The following is a 15,441-nucleotide window of genomic DNA, read 5'->3' on the forward strand; positions in this document are numbered from 1 at the left end:
TTAGCATTTCAGGCAGCAACGTTTGAACACACCTTCTTCTGGCGGTGTGACCGAGTCCATGAAGAGCTTGTCCAGGCGGGAGTCCGAATGCTGCCAGTCGAAGTGAAACTCGTGCTCCTCCAACTGCAACTCCTTCACCGTGTCGTTGTTGAGCAGCGGTGAGCCTTTATAGAGATGCAGCCGAGTCTCAAACTGGATGGGGTCGACGATGTTCTCCAACTCGTTGCGAGCAATGAAATCGTGCAGCTCGGCCATGTCTTCAAGGCTCACCCAAGGGTTGAACGTGATGAAGGTCGGGTTAACCTTGACGCCGGCCTCCTTCAGAAACGCCAACGCCTCCTCGATCATGGGCACGTTCATTTCCTTGAAGACTTGGTCGAGAACTTCCTGCTTGGGGAACTCCAACGCGGTGGTGATGAAAGCAAGCCCGAGCTGCCCCATTTCCTTGATGGCGTCTTTGTTCTCCAGAATATGATCCACGCGAGTGGTGAAGTCGTACGTGAGGTCGGGGAATTGCGAATGCAGAGTCCGGATGATTTTCAAACCGTGCTTCTTGGCATTGAAAAAATCGGCATCCGTGAAGGTGAGGTGAGTCATTCCCTGTGCGACGAGGTTCGCCACGTCGCGCTCAACGAGATCGTCGGAGACCAAAAGCACCTTGCCGTCATAGGCCGCATACACCGAACAGTAGGAACACTTATGGTGACATCCGCGCGACCCTTCGACCCCACCCACAACTTTCTTTTCGCCGAGCAGCTTCTCAAGCTGAGGTTGGGGATATTTGTGTAGAGGCGGTGCCAGGTCCCTGCGCGGCAGGCGGAACCCGTCACGGATCAACTGAGGCACAACGATCTCACTGGAAAGGCCGCGAGTACGATCGATCACTCCACGCAGATCCTGCCCCTGTTCGCCACTGAGGTGTTTAGCCAAGCTGACAATGGGTTTTTCCCACTCGCCTGCGATCGCGTAGTCACCGTACTTAGAGGCCAGGCTTTTTGCATTGATGGTCGCGTATTGACCGAAGAAGCAAATTTTCTGGGAAGGCTTCGCTTCTTTAAGCTGCTTGGCCAGCTGCGTTCCGGCAGTCAGAGAGTCAAAAAGCGGTACGCAGATGAAGACCAAATCTGCGTCACTGAATCTCTCCAGGGAAAGTCCCTCGACGTAGATATCGATCAACTGCGCTTCGATATCTGCATCGAGTAGAGCTGTGGTTGCAGATATCGCGTTGAGCGGTTGATACCCCCCTTCGAATGTACTGGCGACCAGGTACTTCATTCTCTTTCTCCTTGAGCTCAGGCACGACGATTCGGTGACTGGAATCACTGATGGTTTTGTAGGAATTCGAAGTTAAAGCGAGATCAGCAGAAGGACTGCCAAACCTATCAATGCTTGTAGAACTGAGCCGGCGGTCACTAGGCGCATGTACCTGCCGGTGCTGTATTCGGGAAAGGCGTCGGTTTTGACCAACCAGTAATAGCTGTCGTTAGGGAGAATGGCGACGAAGGATCCCAGGCATACGGCGAACGTGACGCTCATCAAATCCACTCCGCTCGACGCCAAGATTGGCGAGAGAACAGGTGGGATGGCAGCAAAGGTCGCAAGCGAAGAACCATTCAGTGTTTTGAATACCGCTGCCAGCAGGAACACCCCAACCAAAATATGCGTGGTGCTGCCCGACGCGCTGAATGCCTGCTGAATCAGATCCTTGGGAAGCACCATACCGAGGGCTTGGCCCAACGCAGACGCACAACCTATGGTGAACAATAACGAGCTGGTTCTACGCATTGCTTTGGACAGCAGATCTTGAACCTCGCCAGGTTTGCAGCTAATCGCGATCAATAACGATGTAGCGATCAGCGCACCGGCGGGAGTAGTGAAGAACTCGATTACGGAATGCTGGTTCTTGGTGATGGTGTACCCGGCGATCAGGAGTGCAAAAAATACAGCCAGAGGCAGAATTACTTTGATAACCGAATCCTGAAGCACGGTCGGGTCAGTCGAATCCTTGGGAGATAAATAGTCTGTGCGAGTCGTCCAGTACGTCCAGATCGTTCCGGTAATCCACGTGACGACTGTGAGCAGCAATCCTAGATACAGAAACTTTGGGTCATGTGTGTTGGCTCCCAGCCCAATCCCGATGATCAGCGGGCCAGCGGGCATCAGAAGCTTGAACCCTGAGTAGCATCCGATCGCGATGTACTTCCTGTGTTGCCCCGCAATGGGAGCAAGAGAGGCGTAGGCCGTATCGGGACAAACCATCCCAGCACCCAGCAGAGGTGATAGAGAGATACCGAATTTTCCGAAAGACGCACTTCCTTGCGCCGAGATCCACCCGGCAATGAAAAACGCGCTCAGGATGACGATGGCGAAATAACCGAGGTTGTTTCCGAAGCCTTTGCTCAGCGACTGGAATACGTCCCCGCTGCTACTGCCGGCAAGAAGTGGGATCAGAATCGCGCCCAGTAGCATCGCTACAGGTAGAGGAATGGAAACACTGCTCCATAGGTTTCGTAACCGGGAGCCTGTTTTCGTCCTAAGCGTTTCTACCAACATCCCTGTACCTCCAAGCGTTACCGCAGCCGCCTCTGAAAAGCCCGCAAGCCATACCTCCAATTCACAATCGCAAAATACGTTGCGTGCCGCAACTAATATCTTGGAACAATTTCGTCGGCCCTTATGCCCAAAAAAATGTGTCGCTACGACTGCTAAGGTGGTATTAGCGTTTTCCCCGGAATTGCGAGCCGAGTGCTATGCCAAAGATTGATCAGATCGACCAGGATGCCGAACAGCTCTATGAAGCGTTGAGTCATTTGGTTCGCGTGTACCAGTTTCGTGACAGAGATCGCAGCTGCTGCGAAGGACTGTCCGTCACTCAATGCTACGCGCTGGAGCATGTGATCAAGGCTGGGCCTGTTCGGGTGCAATCGCTGGCCAGCGAGCTTTTTCTCGACAAGAGTAATGCCAGCCGGCTGGTCGATTCGCTTGCCAAACAGGGCCTGGTTCAACGTGTACCGGACGCAAGTGACGGCCGTGCGCTGGCAATCACCGTGACACCCGAAGGCATGGCCATCTACGAAAGCATTCGGTCGGACCTGGTGGGAGAAGCTCGTAATCTAGCTTGCGACTTATCGAAAGAAGCACGTGATGGCGCGATCGAAATGCTACGTCGCTTCGCCAAAGCCACCGAACAACGCTGCGGCCTGAAAGAACTTAGCCGTGACGAGTATCTGCCAAGCAAATGCTGCTGAATTAGTAGGCTGTGCTCCTCTCTCTGACGTTTTCACTGACTCTCCATCGAAAACGTTTCAGAGCCTAATCACCGATCTTCTGTGTACGGGAAGACAACGGGCGTGCGACCGCAAGAATTGCGAACACTCGTGAGGAGGTCTATGTGATTATAGAGTCAGTCAAGACTTGTTTCAGGGGCTTGAAATGATTGTGGAGCAAGATGTGGTCTGCGCATCTCGTGTAGAGATCAACAATGTTGAAGCCTGAAAGCCGGTCACCTGCTGCTAGCAGAAAATAGGCCGGAGGTTAGTGCAAGCATGGGCAGATGCACGAATCTAATCCGCTGGCCTATTTCAGCGAAGCTGGTGCGACATTAGTCAAAGACAATTGCGATTTTTCCGCACTTCGGTAACGCATCTAGGTATTTTAGGAAGGTGGTTCTACTTAGGTCTTCTTCTGTGATTCTCGTTTCGTTGTAATCGACTTTGTCACTCCCCTCATTGAGCAGGTAATTCGTTTTTATAAACTTAACAAGTTGCTCGGGGGTAAGAAGGTTTGGGATGCGGATCTCCTCACTCGACTCTGCAGGTACTGGTTCGGAGCACCACATCGGCTTATTGCCATTAACGTCTTTGAAAAATAGATGATGGGGAGTCGATCGAGCAAAATCAGGCGTATTAATCGTAACCGGCGTTCTAGTTAAATCATTTAGGGAGCGCTTATTTTCCTTGGGTATGCCCATTTGCTCATCAAACTTTGGGGTGCAGTAAAAAACTTCCGCGTCTTTAACTCGCGACAAGCGACATAGAGCTTCATGCTGGCTGAAAGGATGTTGGCGAGTGCCCTTCGCGTACATCTTCCTTACCGTGTCAAGCTTTGCCCTATAAGGCCTGCCATTTGGATCGTAGCCCGCATTGGTAAGACCAGTTCTGACAGTGGCATCTCTCAGTCTTTTTAAGTTGACAGGCGCTATTAGTTTGTACTGATAGAAATATGCAAAAATAAATGCGCTGTTGTTAGTACTGGTATCTATTAAGCGCTTCTTTATCCATTCAAAAAACTCCCCTTTTCTAAATTTGCACGTAGGGTCAGGCGCCGCAAATCCAAGGTCAAAACCTACGTGAACCTCTTCCTTGCCTGGAGAGAAAATTTCATATTGCCGTTTCTTATAAAGTTTGGCGAAGTGTTTCTCATAGAGTACGTGATAACTAAGTTCTACGAGCTTTTCGTTGAAGTTTACGCTCATGATTCTTCCCTAAATGTGAGGCGCCTTGCAGTAATTTTTTCTGGATTCCCCAGGATCTGGAGAACGACATTGTTCGTCGAGTTGATTATGGCAGTACCAAAGATCTTCTCGAATTTGGTGTGTGTGAACTCCATGGAGGGCAATTTTATGTCAGCGCAGAGTCCTGCAAGGTAGTCAGGAAGGCGTACATGCTCTGCATAGTCAGTTTTCCCATCCATGAATGGGTAGGCGAATATAAATTGAGGCTTATTGGGATCTTTTACATTTCCAGACTGATGACGAACGATAAGAAACAGCATGAAAGCGATGTCAAAAGCCACCTCATTGTACTTTTCAAAAGTAGCATCTCTATCAGTCACCCATCTGAGAAATGCCGGCTCCTTTAGCTTGTTAAGCGTCAAGAAGAGAAACGCTGCGAACGTAGAGGTCAGCAATACCTGCCTCGCCAGCTTCGCATTGAATTTCTTACGCTTCACTTCGTCCGCGAATTCCCCAAGCGCTTTGTCAATACGTTGCCAATACGGTCTATCGACGCCTGGGTCGTCTGACCATTCGCCGATCAGCTCACGAAGTCCTACACAGAATCCATGGATGTTGTCATCAGTGATGAAATCTCGAAGGAGCTTCGAATCTCGCTCAACGATGAACGAGACGCTGAAGGCCACAGGGCAGTTGAGGTAGGAAATCAGACCTTCCGAGGCCTGGCGTGTCTTCTTCAGGTCTTTTGGCGCAACGTTCGCGATGTACTCTGAAAAATTCTTGTCAGTCTCGTGCTTCAGAGTAATGACAAATGAAAAGCTGTCATTGGCCTTCTCTGTGTTGCCTACACAGTAGTCGGAATAGATGTTCCATGGGGCGTCTGGCGGGTACTGCTTGAACCACGCCTGCATGTCACTGTTGAGCGAAGGGCTGTTGTCTGTGAGCAGCTTGAGTAGATCGAACATGCGCTTCCCTGCCGACGATTCGAAAGTGCCATCGTATCAGCGTCAACGGGGAGGCGCACAGTTCGGAATGTGAGCTCGCCAGACGCTTACAAATCCCTAATCAGCAGTTTTCGCCTAACGTCGCGGAAAGGATCAGGCAGGCTCTCCTAAACACATTCGCTTTACCGTATATTCGAATTATCGTATATTCGATTTCCCATATGCGTGAGGTGTGGTCATGAGCGCCCCCATCAAAGTGCTTTTTATCTGCGTTGCTAACTCCGCTCGATCTCAGCTGGCTGAAGCATTGCTGAGAAACAGCGACGCGCGTTTTCAAGCGTTCAGCGCTGGTACCGAACCAACTGAGGTTGATTCACGGACCGTTGCAGCGCTGGAACACGTTGGCGTTGATGCAAAAGGGCTACGCAGCAAGTCTGTCGAAGAGTTTCGTGACGAGCATTTCGACTACGTAATTACCCTCTGCGACAAGTCTGCGCGTGAATGTCTGGCGATGCCCAAGGCAGGTGAAGTGCTTGCCTGGGACTTTGAGGATCCAGTGAGCAGCTCTCACCCGGACGCCTTCAAACGCGCCCTTCACGATATCCACGAACGCGTCAAATTATTTGTATTGGTTAAAACCAAACACCTGGAGGCCTCATGAACGAGCCAATCACTCCTACCGTTTTGTTCAAAAGCCTGGCAGATGACACTCGAACCAAAATAACGCTACTCATCGCCCGCGAGGGAGAACTCTGTGTATGCGAACTAACCGCCGCTCTTGAGCAGAGCCAACCAAAAATATCTCGACATCTCGCACTGCTGAGATCCTCCGGGTTACTGGCGGATCGGCGCCAAGGCCAATGGGTTTACTACCGACTCCATCCCGAACTGCCGACCTGGGTCACCGAAGTGCTTAAGGGTGTCGTTGATGCCAACCAGCAGTGGCTGGACACCGAAACCAAGCGGCTCTGTGAAATGAACGATCGCCCAGTTAATCAGACCGTGTGCGGCTGATCCAACCTTTCGAAACGAGCCGCTCGCATGCTAATCGCTCTACTTATTTTCATCGTCACCATCGTTCTGGTCATCTGGCAGCCCAAAGGGCTGGGTGTTGGCTGGAGTGCCTCATTGGGTGCCGTGCTTGCGTTGTTGAGCGGGGTGGTCAGTCTCGGCGACATCCCGGTGGTATGGGATATCGTGTGGAACGCCACGGCGACGTTCATCGCTGTGATCATCATCAGTCTGCTACTCGACGAGGCTGGTTTCTTCGAGTGGGCAGCCTTGCATGTCGCTCGCTGGGGAGGTGGCAGCAGCCGCAAGTTGTTTGCCTTCATCATCTTGCTGGGAGCCGCTGTGTCAGCACTGTTCGCCAATGACGGCGCGGCGCTGATCCTTACTCCCATCGTGATCGCCATGTTGCTGGCCCTGCGCTTTTCACCCGCAGCGACTCTGGCGTTTGTGATGGCCGCAGGATTCATTGCCGACACCGCGAGTTTGCCGCTGGTGGTTTCCAACCTGGTGAATATCGTTTCGGCCGATTACTTCAACATTGGCTTCAGCGAGTACGCGGCAATCATGGTGCCGGTCAACTTGGTCAGCATCGCTGCAACGCTGGGAATGCTCCTGTGGTTTTTCCGAAAAGACTTACCCAAGACTTATGACCTGGCACAGCTACATGCCCCAGAGGATGCGATCCGCGATCGCGCAACCTTCGTGGCAGGATGGTGGGTGCTGCTCGCGTTACTGGTCGGCTTCTTCGTTGTCGAGCCACTGGGTATCCCCATCAGTGCCATCGCCGCCGCCTGCGCATTGGTGCTCTACGTCATCGCCGCCAAAGGTCACGCCATCAACACCAGCAAGGTGCTCAAGGGTGCCCCGTGGCAAGTTGTGATCTTCTCGCTGGGCATGTACCTGGTGGTGTATGGCTTGAAGAACGCCGGCCTGACGGACTACATCGCTCAGTTGCTCAACGTGTTCGCCGGCTACGGCATTTGGGGGGCTTCGCTGGGCACAGGTCTTCTGACTGCAGTGCTGTCTTCAATCATGAACAACATGCCAACGGTGCTGGTCGGCGCTCTTGCGATCCATGCAGCGGACGCTACTGGCATCGTTCATCAGGCAATGGTCTACGCGAACGTTATTGGTTGTGACCTCGGCCCGAAAATCACCCCTATTGGCAGCTTGGCCACTTTGCTCTGGCTGCATGTGTTGGCCAAAAAAGACATCACCATCAGCTGGGGTTACTACTTCAAGACCGGTGTGGTGCTCACGTTTCCAATCCTCATTGTCACTCTGAGCGCCTTGGCTTTGCGCCTCAGCTTTTGATTCCAGGAGATCACGATGAAAGTCCTATTCATGTGCACCCACAACAGCTGCCGGAGCATCTTGTCCGAGGCGGTGTTCAATCACCTTGCTCCTGAAGGAATGGAAGCCGTCAGTTCCGGTAGCTTCCCAAGTGGCCGCGTAAACACGCGAGCGATTCAAACGCTCAAAGCAGCAGGTATTCCTACTAATGGCCTTAGCAGTAAAGCATCCGATGCCTTCGAAGGGTCGCCACCAGACATCGTGATCACGGTCTGCGATCGGGCTGCCGGCGAAGCCTGCCCGATCTTCTTCGGCCCGGCGCTCAAGGCTCATTGGGGGCTGGCAGATCCTTCCGAAGCTACGGGATCTGAAGCGCAAATCGAGGCGGCATTCCAGCAAACCCTGAGCAAAATCCAAGAGCGGGTAAACGCCTTCATTTCGTTGCCCATCGCTATGTTGAGCACTGAAGACCTTAAAGCTGAGCTAGCCCGCATCGGCACGTTGTAGGCCGTGTGTGGCTGGAGCCAGGAGTCACTATGAAAGACTATTTTCCAAACATCGAAGCAGATCTAATCGACGTCCCAAGCATGGAGCTACTCACTCCTCGTGAGCCGTCCACGCATAAACCGCGCATCCTTCTGATTTACGGGTCGACCCGCGAGCGTTCGTTCAGCCGATTGGTAACCCAAGAAGCCGCGCGGTTGTTGGAGCACTTCGGTGCGGAAACACGAATCTTCGACCCATCAGGTTTACCACTGCCTGATGATGCTCCGGATACCCATCCGAAAGTCGCGGAACTCCGCGAGCTAATGCAGTGGTCGGAAGGGCAAGTGTGGTGTTCTCCAGAGCGTCATGGATCGATGAGCGCTGTTTTTAAAGCTCAGATCGATTGGGTGCCTTTGGCGATGGGCGCAGTACGTCCAACCCAAGGTAAAACTCTGGCCGTCATGCAGGTTTGTGGCGGCTCTCAATCTTTTAACGTGGTGAATCAGTTGCGAGTTCTGGGTCGCTGGATGCGGATGGTGACAATCCCCAATCAGTCCTCAGTGCCCAAAGCGTTTACCGAATTCGACGAGGATGGGCGTATGAAGCCTTCGTCCTACTACGATCGCCTGGTCGACGTGATGGAGGAACTGATGAAGTTCACCCTGCTATTGCGTGACCGTCAGGATTACCTGGTAGACCGTTACTCGGAACGAAAGGAGTCGGCTGAAGAGCTGTCGAAACGAGTGAATCAGCGCTCCATCTAAGGATCTCATCATGTCTCACCCTTTCTCGATCCTAGTAATGCCAGACGGTGCGGGTACTCTCATCTTCACCCCGTGTCCGGGCACTCAGGGTGAGTCGCTCCAACAAGCGCTCGCCACCCTGAAAAACGCAGGCGCCAGTGCCATCGTCAGTTTGATGTCCGACGCCGAACTCACTCACAACGGTGTTGGTGAGTTAGGTCAGCAAGTCCAGGCGGCAGAGCTCGCTTGGTACCAGCTACCGATTGAGGACGATGAGGCTCCTGACGCTGAATTTGAGGCCCGGTGGCAGAAGGCTCTCCCAGAGTTGTCGAAGCTTCTGGACGCAAACCGGGCCATTGCGATTCATTGCAAAGGTGGGTCGGGACGTACTGGGTTGGTCGCCGCAAAACTCATGATCGACAGAGGGATGCCACGTGCCCGTGCTGTTGAGTTGGTACAGCAACTGCGGCCGCGAGCAATCCAAAAGCCTTCGCACGTCTCTTACATCGAGCGCCTTTGAGAGCTTTGTCTTAGCCAGAGGGAGTAGTTGATGGACACTCAAAACACACTGCTGGATGTGGTGGTCATCGGAGCAGGTCAGGCTGCGCTGACAACGGCTTACTTCCTCAAACGCACCGGCTTGTCGTTCGTTCTGTTAGATGCAGAAAAAGGCCCGGGTGGTGCGTGGCGTCACGGATGGGATTCATTGCAGCTGTTCTCACCGTCTGCCTGGAGTTCCATCGCAGGGTGGCCGATGCCACCGGTGAATGATGGCAATCCCGGTCGAGATCATGTTGTTGATTACCTGGCACAGTACGAAAGCAGGTACGGGTTTCCTATCGTACGTCCCGTAGAGGTCACGAGCGTTGAGCCTCAGAGTTTCGGTCTGCGGGTCCACTCAGAAACTCAGCATTGGGATGCCAAAATCGTAATCAGCGCGACCGGGACTTGGAGCAATCCCCGCATTCCCCATTACCCGAAGAGCGAGCTTTATCAAGGTCCGCAGATTCACTCAGCGCACTACCGTTGCGCCGAGTCGTTCCAAGGCAAACGGGTACTGGTTATCGGCGGAGGTAACTCAGGTGCCCAGATCTACGCCGAGATATCCAAGGTGGCGGACGCTACCTGGGTGACCCTGGACGAGCCAATGTTTTTGCCTGATGACGTAGATGGCCGTGTGCTTTTTGAGCGCGCCACTGAGCGTCTGAAAGCCCATCAGGAAGGACGTAACATACCCGAACCAACCGGCGGATTGGGTGACATCGTCATGGTGCCGTCGGTGAAAGAAGCGCGTGAACGTGGTGTTTTGAAAGCTGTACGACCATTTGAGTTTTTTACGCCAGACGGCGTTGTCTGGAAAAATGGAGATGAGACCACGGTTGATGCCATTATCTGGTGCACTGGTTTCGCTCCCTCTTTGAACCACCTGCGGGGGCTCGGCGTGGTCAACTCACAGGGGCGGGTCGACGTTCACGACAACCGTTCTTCAATCGAACCTCGGCTTTGGCTAGTTGGCTATGGCGACTGGACTGGCTTGGCTTCCGCGACGTTGATCGGGGTGACACGCACCGCTCGTAATATCGTGAAGGAGGTAAATCACTATCTCAAACAAGAACTCGTCTGAAGCGTGCCGCTAGGCCTTGAGGCCCTTTCCACGTATTGAGTCCAACGCGACGGCGTGAGCGGGGTCAGGCAGGGGAAAGGGCTTCGGCTGCGTCCAGCAGTCGCTCAAGAATATGAAATCCTTCTTCGCTGTTGATCAGGTAGGTCGTCAGATCCTCAGCACTGAACGTGAAGATCTCATTAATTTTAAAGGTATTGAACAGTTTGGATGCCAGCAGTATGCCTGCCGCATTCAATAACCCCTGTTCGTCCTCACTGGTGAGCTGCGGAAAAAATGTCGATACCGCCGCTGTACTCAATGGGCGTATCTCCAGAGAGATAGCGCAATATTCCCAATGCCAGATTCCTTTGGTGGGGCAAAAGGTCGGGCCGTCATCATTGAGCATGTAATTCCAACGATCGCTTTCCCACATCCACTTAGGAGGCTTTAGCAGGTAGGGTGCAGCTTCCTCAGAATAGACAGTGACTTCATGATTTTGAGGGTTGCCCCATAACGTTATTGGGTTCTTCCTGAGATAAGTATTGGCACGCTCTCGTAGCTTGAATGCGGCCAGCGTCTTATTGATACCGGATTGCACCACTGCCTGGCTGCAACCTTCCGCCAGATCCGCTAGCGTCATCCCGATATCTATCTTCCGCTGCATTAAGGGCTGAAGGTTTAGGTAAATGCGATTGATCAATGGATCAGGTAGGTGACCAGCGCATCCAGACTCAAGGATCAGCGGTATAACCCTGACACCAGGCTGATCAATTATTTCGGCCAGCATCTGTAGCTCACGAGACAGTCCGGAGCCTTCTTTCTTCGCCGATTGCAGATAGTCCAGATCACAGAGGCACAAAACCGTCAGTGGTCGCTTGGCCAACTGTTTGGATATGACAACGTCGGGTAGCTCGCCGTAGCCGATGTTGTCTCGATCCCAGAAGACGTCATGGTTCCAATCCAAATAGGAAACTATGTGTCGACGTATCCATTCCTTGTTTTCGAAGCTTTCGCCCCATGCGTATGAGATGAAGATAGAGCCATGGTTATCTGCTTCCGTCATATCTGCTCGCTTTCAATCGCGGTCATGAGCATTCGTTTGTTACGGCTAAAGTATCATTACCGGCAGGCCTTCAATGGGGCACCGTTGAGATTTTCGGGTCTTGCTTTTCGCCTGTGACAACCCCTTTATTTATTGCAATGGGCTCCATTTTTTGTGGGTATCGATTTTCCGACAGCCTTTATTTTCGATGTGTTTCTTTGAGCACCCTTGGAAACCGGGAAATCCCTGAGTGACTGTGACAATTTTTATCCCTTGCTCACAAGTAATTTGCATCAGGGGTTGGGTAGCGAGCCGCACTTGGACCGTGCAACAAAATTAACCATCATTCTGTCTGTGGAAGTTTTGCTTTTGAGGCTGGGCAAGAGTCCAGGTCCAGCGTGGCGGGTTTGATGGTTTTGGTCCGAATTCAGGTGGCGTCCTCGTTTCGCTCTGAACTGTTTAGGTGGTAAAGCAGCAGCTTCAGTTTGTCTAGAAGCTCGTCAAATGTGACGACCTCCACGTCCTTGCAGGCGTGCCGAAAAATATCGAAGCAGCGCCGCGGCTCGGGTTCTGTGGGAGTGGTGCCACAGATGATTATGCACTTGATGGCATCGGGTTGTGATCCTGGTAAGTCGGCTCGATGAACCAACCAGTTACTACGCAATGAGGTTTGTTGGTAGAGAACCTGAGTCATTGCGCCACTGAGCTCTTGGTGCGGCCCGAAGACTTTGTTGTTGCGATAGGCACTCGATAGCATAAGCGGACTGGATGGCTTTTTTATTTCAACGATAGCTAATGGCTGCCCCAACTCCCGGAAAAGAAAGTCGCCTATTTGCGCGCCAGCCCCATTGATGCTGGCTGCTTGAGCATGAAATTGGGTATGAAGTAGCTGGACTGGCCGAGCAAACAGCATGGACAAGATGAATATGTTGTCCTCAAAAAAACGCTGCCAGTGAGATTCGGAGAGCTGCTGATTAAGCTTTTTTTCAAAAAGCTCGATCATGTTTGCCAGCGTTACTCGTTCAATTTCCGCATGTAGACGCAGCAGCTCGTGCGGCGCGTTCTTTGCAATCTGTTTGGCATTCTGCCTAACGGTTCTTACTGATGCCTGTTGTTGCTGCTTCTCCATGGCCTGCGACCGCCTCGTGCTGGCCATTCGGTACTCGATCATTTCCCCTGTGCTAGTCACTTGCAGCAGCGCTGGAAATTTATCAGGTGCGAGCTTCGCCATTATTGCATTGCGAACGTGCCAGTGCTTCGCAGCCCGAATGCGCTCCTTTTGTCTGCGATCCGCTTTATAAAATGTCCGCCTCAAATCCTCAATCTGCCGCTCGGGAATACGCGCGCAGTTGCGGTCAATTTTTATGTGATCATCGTGCGTTACCACCAAGGTATCTAGCTCAGCCACTCGCATCAGGCCAGCGCATAGGGGCTCAAGATCTTTGATCAATCCTAGCCCAAAATTACAGCTGTTCCATGATCGAGAAGTTAGATATAAATCGATCAAAGTCAAAGCGGCATCCGAGGATTCCGGAAGTGCCTGTTCATACTTCATCTCGTAAATAACAGTATTGATTCGCCCATGCCTACGGGAGAGGTAGCGTTTTGCATGCGGATTGGTGAATACGGGATATGTGACGATGCGATTGGAAAAAATACTGGCGAGCAGATGCCAGCGGTCCACTGCGTGAGGGTACCAGGCATCTGGATCGTCGGGATCCTCTAGAGTGAAGAATGTTTCCATGTAAAGGTCTCTACATGGCTCTTGATTCGGCAGTCCGGGAATAAGGCGAAAGCTTGGATTGAAAACCGCTTCTCCATCGTACATAAGCGTACTTCTCCTTGCTGTACCGGCAGCTGATTTTGATTTAAGGAGGGAAGTATAATGCTAGACGCTGAAGTTAGAGGCAATGGCTGCAGGCGAGCGGAAATACACAACTGATCGTCCCATTCTCAAGATAGGTCCTTAAGCTGGCTACACTCTCCCAACCAACATAACAAGGAGCAGTACCCGTGAATCACTACGATCCGCATGCCAATTACGATGTGAATTATCAAGGGCGCAAGGTGGGCGAGCTGCGAAAAGGACGTTATTTTGAGGGAACTTGGGAGGTGGGCTATATGGACGGCGAAGTCTTCCACTACAACGGCAAGCCTAGGGGAAAGCGTGAGCACCTGACCCTCACCCGCGACGATCCCCCTGGCGAGTGGACCCAGTTCGAATTGGTGCTACAGGAGGCTGAGCAGGCGTGACGGTGCAGTGCCTATAGGTGGATGTATGATGGGCGCAGGCCTCCCCTTTCAGAAAGGTGGGGGCCAGTCTTACCTTCTTGCCACCGTATTTAATGTACTCGTTTAGGCGTTCTGCTCTCCGCATTTCCGCCAGGTAATTATCGCCCGATCATTGCGACGTTAGGGGAAAGGACCTCACTCCTAGTTCCCCAAAGTTGAGGCCTTTGGGGAACTAGGATGGGTTGAGAGACACAAGTTCTCCCTTGGTCGATGGGGCGAATCGATCCCGAAATATTACCTAGGTCATCGCTCTCAAGTGGAGGGTCCTTAGAGACATGCCATTCTGATATTCCATCGACGGCAATGGAGGAATTTACCACTCAAATGGTTTGTTTTACTTTATTGCGATGCAGAGGAGGGCGCAGTCTGCGCCCTATCATGAATTATAAGACTTCGATTTTCGTAACGTTCAACTTATCGCGGAAAATACGGTCTTGCTCGGCAAACCATTCCTTTGCTTTTTCTTTTCCGGAATCTTGATTTGCTTGTTCTAGCGCATATTTTGCCGACTTGTATCGTTCTACTTTGTCGGAAGTTATGTAGCACAGTAGACTTAAATCACTTGTCGCGAATCTACGCTCTTGTTCGATAAGTTGAAGCGCGTTTGTTTTTGCTTGTTCAATGGTATCCATTTTTTTTGTGAGAGCATTAAGTTTCAGCGTGGTGACGTTCTGCTCTAATTTCTCAGCTTCATCATAGGCTTTTTTGACGTCAGAGAGGCTGTGCAAAACGTCGCGGTATCTCTCCTCAAGAAGGAAGGAGGTGCTGGCTATCGTACCCAGTGTCATGCGCTGGGTACGACGATCAGTTTTCTTCTTCCCTTTCTTGTCTGTGTATTCCTTTATCGTCACGCCAGTTACTGACAGCGTGTACGCGCCGGTGCGAGCGATCGACTCAAGATGTCTCATGGTCTGGGGGCCGAGCTTTTCCCGCATTGCATGAACACGATTTTGGACTGTAGCCAAATCTGATTTCACTTGCAGGATTTCTTTTAGTGCAGAGTCTTTTTGCTCAACTAGCGCTCGAAGACGCTCAAGGCTTTCTTCATGTTTTTTCTGATTCAGATACTTAGTTCTATCAGCGCTAAGCCTTGACTCACCGTTAAATTTTGTTTTGGCGCATTCGTTGCCAACAAGAGTAATGCTATTGTCGGAAAGCACGGCAACAAAGCCCCATTTATGGCCCTCATTGCATAGCTTGTCATTGTCTTTCAGAAGACAACACCTAACTTCATCACTTAGAAAGTAATCTCCAAGCAAATGCTTATAGTTTTTCGGCGATACAGGGTTTTCTTTTTTGAAACCAGGGAGCGCCTCAATCTCAGAAATGGTATTGAATGTGCGGATCTCAACGTTTCTATCGAGTGTCTCGTGCATGCGGACTTGTACTCAAATATCAAGATTCTAGAGCTAGGCATCAGTCGACTGCGGGGCAGTGTCGTCTTCATGACTAGATTTTGTAACGCCATTAAGTGCTGATTGGAGCCGGAGTACGCTTCGGCGTTATTCGCCCAGTTGATCTATAAAAATCCATGCTCACTCGCAGAATCACTGTTAATCGATACAGTATAGCTT

General features: G+C 51.7%; 16 protein-coding genes. 9 read left to right on the forward strand and 7 right to left on the reverse strand.

Features of this window, described 5'->3' with window-relative positions; genetic code table 11:
* Both arsL and arsQ read right to left on the reverse strand, forming a co-directional pair.
* Positions 1–1,275: an arsinothricin biosynthesis radical SAM protein ArsL gene (arsL, locus tag BW33_RS07700; RefSeq protein WP_047598130.1), complete on the reverse strand. Its 1,275-nt coding sequence runs from the start codon at positions 1,273–1,275 to the stop codon at positions 1–3.
* A 72-nt stretch (positions 1,276–1,347) separates the two neighbouring features.
* Positions 1,348–2,553, reverse strand: coding sequence for an arsinothricin export permease ArsQ (gene arsQ, locus BW33_RS07705; protein WP_047598131.1), 1,206 nt, complete (start codon positions 2,551–2,553; stop codon positions 1,348–1,350).
* Between the two features lie 197 nt (positions 2,554–2,750).
* Between arsQ and BW33_RS07710 the strand changes: the two genes are divergently transcribed.
* Entirely contained in the window at positions 2,751–3,248 is a 498-nt protein-coding gene (locus BW33_RS07710) for a MarR family winged helix-turn-helix transcriptional regulator (protein WP_047598132.1), read from the forward strand.
* A 353-nt stretch (positions 3,249–3,601) separates the two neighbouring features.
* On the opposite strand, the gene BW33_RS07715 is transcribed toward BW33_RS07710, so the two are convergent.
* Positions 3,602–4,474 carry a hypothetical protein gene (locus BW33_RS07715; protein WP_047598133.1) on the reverse strand — a complete coding sequence of 291 codons (873 nt, stop codon included), beginning with the start codon at positions 4,472–4,474 and terminating at the stop codon, positions 3,602–3,604.
* Entirely contained in the window at positions 4,471–5,418 is a 948-nt protein-coding gene (locus BW33_RS07720) for a hypothetical protein (protein ID WP_047598135.1), read from the reverse strand. The genes BW33_RS07715 and BW33_RS07720 overlap by 4 nt, the downstream gene beginning before the upstream one ends.
* 217 nt (positions 5,419–5,635) lie before the next feature.
* Here BW33_RS07720 and BW33_RS07725 point away from each other — a divergent pair, with 217 nt between their 5' ends.
* From BW33_RS07725 to BW33_RS07755, 7 genes are read left to right on the forward strand one after another with little or no spacing between them, the layout of a single operon-like run.
* Positions 5,636–6,058 (forward strand): arsenate reductase ArsC, encoded by a 423-nt coding sequence (locus BW33_RS07725; protein WP_047598136.1) that lies wholly within the window; start codon positions 5,636–5,638, stop codon positions 6,056–6,058.
* Complete coding sequence (locus tag BW33_RS07730) at positions 6,055–6,411, forward strand: metalloregulator ArsR/SmtB family transcription factor (RefSeq protein ID WP_047598137.1); 357 nt, start codon at positions 6,055–6,057, stop codon at positions 6,409–6,411. The genes BW33_RS07725 and BW33_RS07730 overlap by 4 nt, the downstream gene beginning before the upstream one ends.
* 27 nt (positions 6,412–6,438) lie before the next feature.
* Positions 6,439–7,722 carry an arsenic transporter gene (locus BW33_RS07735; protein WP_047598138.1) on the forward strand — a complete coding sequence of 428 codons (1,284 nt, stop codon included), beginning with the start codon at positions 6,439–6,441 and terminating at the stop codon, positions 7,720–7,722.
* Positions 7,723–7,737: 15 nt separating this feature from the next.
* Entirely contained in the window at positions 7,738–8,208 is a 471-nt protein-coding gene (locus BW33_RS07740; protein WP_047598139.1) for an arsenate reductase ArsC, read from the forward strand.
* A gap of 29 nt (positions 8,209–8,237) precedes the next feature.
* Entirely contained in the window at positions 8,238–8,951 is a 714-nt protein-coding gene (gene arsH / locus BW33_RS07745) for an arsenical resistance protein ArsH (protein WP_047598140.1), read from the forward strand.
* Between the two features lie 10 nt (positions 8,952–8,961).
* The gene (locus tag BW33_RS07750) at positions 8,962–9,450 is read left to right on the forward strand and encodes a cyclin-dependent kinase inhibitor 3 family protein (RefSeq protein ID WP_047598141.1); all 489 of its coding nucleotides are present in this window, start codon (positions 8,962–8,964) and stop codon (positions 9,448–9,450) included.
* A 30-nt stretch (positions 9,451–9,480) separates the two neighbouring features.
* On the forward strand, positions 9,481–10,554 hold the full coding sequence (locus BW33_RS07755; protein ID WP_047598143.1) for an ArsO family NAD(P)H-dependent flavin-containing monooxygenase: 1,074 nt from the start codon (positions 9,481–9,483) through the stop codon (positions 10,552–10,554).
* A gap of 64 nt (positions 10,555–10,618) precedes the next feature.
* Here BW33_RS07755 and BW33_RS07760 read toward each other — a convergent pair whose 3' ends face one another.
* Positions 10,619–11,596: a toll/interleukin-1 receptor domain-containing protein gene (locus BW33_RS07760; RefSeq protein ID WP_047598144.1), complete on the reverse strand. Its 978-nt coding sequence runs from the start codon at positions 11,594–11,596 to the stop codon at positions 10,619–10,621.
* A gap of 406 nt (positions 11,597–12,002) precedes the next feature.
* Positions 12,003–13,319 carry a Shedu immune nuclease family protein gene (locus tag BW33_RS07765; protein WP_201771624.1) on the reverse strand — a complete coding sequence of 439 codons (1,317 nt, stop codon included), beginning with the start codon at positions 13,317–13,319 and terminating at the stop codon, positions 12,003–12,005.
* A 269-nt stretch (positions 13,320–13,588) separates the two neighbouring features.
* Between BW33_RS07765 and BW33_RS07770 the strand changes: the two genes are divergently transcribed.
* Positions 13,589–13,828 (forward strand): hypothetical protein, encoded by a 240-nt coding sequence (locus tag BW33_RS07770; protein WP_047598146.1) that lies wholly within the window; start codon positions 13,589–13,591, stop codon positions 13,826–13,828.
* A 422-nt stretch (positions 13,829–14,250) separates the two neighbouring features.
* Here BW33_RS07770 and BW33_RS07775 read toward each other — a convergent pair whose 3' ends face one another.
* The gene (locus BW33_RS07775; RefSeq protein ID WP_047598147.1) at positions 14,251–15,243 is read right to left on the reverse strand and encodes a hypothetical protein; all 993 of its coding nucleotides are present in this window, start codon (positions 15,241–15,243) and stop codon (positions 14,251–14,253) included.
* Positions 15,244–15,441: the final 198 nt, after the last annotated feature.

The sequence above is a fragment of the Pseudomonas sp. RIT288 genome (genome assembly GCF_000631985.1).
In the GTDB taxonomy this organism is placed as follows: Bacteria; Pseudomonadota; Gammaproteobacteria; order Pseudomonadales; family Pseudomonadaceae; genus Aquipseudomonas.

Coding starts and splice junctions, on each gene's coding strand:
- BW33_RS07725 (WP_047598136.1), top strand. CDS start 5,636: ATGAGCGCCCCCATCAAAGTGCTTTTTATCTGCGTTGCTAACTCCGCT.
- BW33_RS07755 (WP_047598143.1), top strand. CDS start 9,481: ATGGACACTCAAAACACACTGCTGGATGTGGTGGTCATCGGAGCAGGT.
- BW33_RS07735 (WP_047598138.1), top strand. CDS start 6,439: ATGCTAATCGCTCTACTTATTTTCATCGTCACCATCGTTCTGGTCATC.
- BW33_RS07715 (WP_047598133.1), bottom strand. CDS start 4,474: ATGAGCGTAAACTTCAACGAAAAGCTCGTAGAACTTAGTTATCACGTA.
- BW33_RS07760 (WP_047598144.1), bottom strand. CDS start 11,596: ATGACGGAAGCAGATAACCATGGCTCTATCTTCATCTCATACGCATGG.
- arsL (WP_047598130.1), bottom strand. CDS start 1,275: ATGAAGTACCTGGTCGCCAGTACATTCGAAGGGGGGTATCAACCGCTC.
- BW33_RS07710 (WP_047598132.1), top strand. CDS start 2,751: ATGCCAAAGATTGATCAGATCGACCAGGATGCCGAACAGCTCTATGAA.
- BW33_RS07775 (WP_047598147.1), bottom strand. CDS start 15,243: ATGCACGAGACACTCGATAGAAACGTTGAGATCCGCACATTCAATACC.
- BW33_RS07720 (WP_047598135.1), bottom strand. CDS start 5,418: ATGTTCGATCTACTCAAGCTGCTCACAGACAACAGCCCTTCGCTCAAC.
- BW33_RS07765 (WP_201771624.1), bottom strand. CDS start 13,319: ATGGAAACATTCTTCACTCTAGAGGATCCCGACGATCCAGATGCCTGG.
- BW33_RS07740 (WP_047598139.1), top strand. CDS start 7,738: ATGAAAGTCCTATTCATGTGCACCCACAACAGCTGCCGGAGCATCTTG.
- BW33_RS07730 (WP_047598137.1), top strand. CDS start 6,055: ATGAACGAGCCAATCACTCCTACCGTTTTGTTCAAAAGCCTGGCAGAT.
- arsH (WP_047598140.1), top strand. CDS start 8,238: ATGAAAGACTATTTTCCAAACATCGAAGCAGATCTAATCGACGTCCCA.
- BW33_RS07750 (WP_047598141.1), top strand. CDS start 8,962: ATGTCTCACCCTTTCTCGATCCTAGTAATGCCAGACGGTGCGGGTACT.
- arsQ (WP_047598131.1), bottom strand. CDS start 2,553: ATGTTGGTAGAAACGCTTAGGACGAAAACAGGCTCCCGGTTACGAAAC.